The organism is bacterium endosymbiont of Bathymodiolus sp. 5 South, assembly GCF_900128535.1.
In the GTDB taxonomy this organism is placed as follows: Bacteria; Pseudomonadota; Gammaproteobacteria; order PS1; family Pseudothioglobaceae; genus Thiodubiliella.
The window spans coordinates 1-1,052 of record NZ_FQTR01000368.1 but is presented as its reverse complement, the minus strand read 5'-3'; the positions used below and the strand labels follow the sequence as shown (position 1 = coordinate 1,052).

The 1,052-nt window shown below is 40.5% G+C and carries 1 protein-coding gene; it reads right to left on the bottom strand.

Annotated features, from left to right (window positions below; genetic code table 11):
- Window positions 1-835 (bottom strand): hypothetical protein (locus BBROOKSOX_RS11540; protein ID WP_139662012.1); only part of this gene is annotated, 835 nt, incomplete at its 3' end.
- Window positions 836-1,052 lie beyond the last annotated feature (217 nt).

Genomic DNA, 1,052 nt, shown 5'->3' with positions numbered 1-1,052 from the left:
CTTGGTTGTTGCTATCAATAAGCACCCCTGTATATTGTGCAACACTCTGGGCATTATCATACTGTGCACTTTGAGAATCATAAAAAGCCCCGATTGGGTTATAATCAAGCCAGTCAGTTTGAGAATCATCATAGTTGTAATTATAATCACCCTTTGCATGATTCAACACATAATCTTGAAAGGCATTAAATTCCTCGTGGGTTATCCAGCCCTCTTGCATTTCTTGAAACATGGCTTTTTCAGCATTGAATAAACCCCCTATGTCATTAAAGGCAATGGTTGGGGCGTTAACAACCCACTTACCTTGGTCGTTAAGTTCAACGATGTCGTTGCCTTGCCATGGGTCAAAGGCGTGGGTGGTAGTTTCAAAGGTAAAGGCATCAAAGGTAAAGTCATTAATTATTAGATTGCCATTTTCTGCTTCACGGGCAATGGCTTCTAGTTCGTATTCCAGTTGCTCAAATTCTTTATCTATTAATTGCAACCCATGAAGATTCGGATTGTCTTTCAAATAATTAACTGTTGGTCGTACTTCGTGATTATTAATCAAACTATCAGCCAGTATTGCCAATCCTATTGCAGGGTTTAGCATTGTAAGAAGTGCACCAATAACGGTTTGTGTGTCACTCACGACATCAATTTCCATTGATGTACCTAGAGGCGTACCAATACTACTTACCAACGAACATTTCTCACGAATATTAATAAAATTCTCGCCTACATTCGGTGTATCTTCAGTATTATCAAAAGCATTAGGATACTTTTCCTTAAGTGGGGCAATAAAGACTTGGTATTCCTTACTTGCCACAATGGCACTCGCACCTGGGGCATCCAAAGTAACGCCATTTAAGCCAAAAGTATAAGCAATGGCTTGGGCGATACCACCACCTAGGGAGTGCCCTGTGACTGAAAAAGTTTTATCTGCAGAATCAGTGTCTTTTGAGTTCTTAGTTGCGGCATCAATGGTTTTTGCAGCGTAGGTCAGTGCTTGTTAGAATTGCTCGGACAAGCCCCCTGTAATAAAAGAGACATTATCATCCCAGTCATTGAGT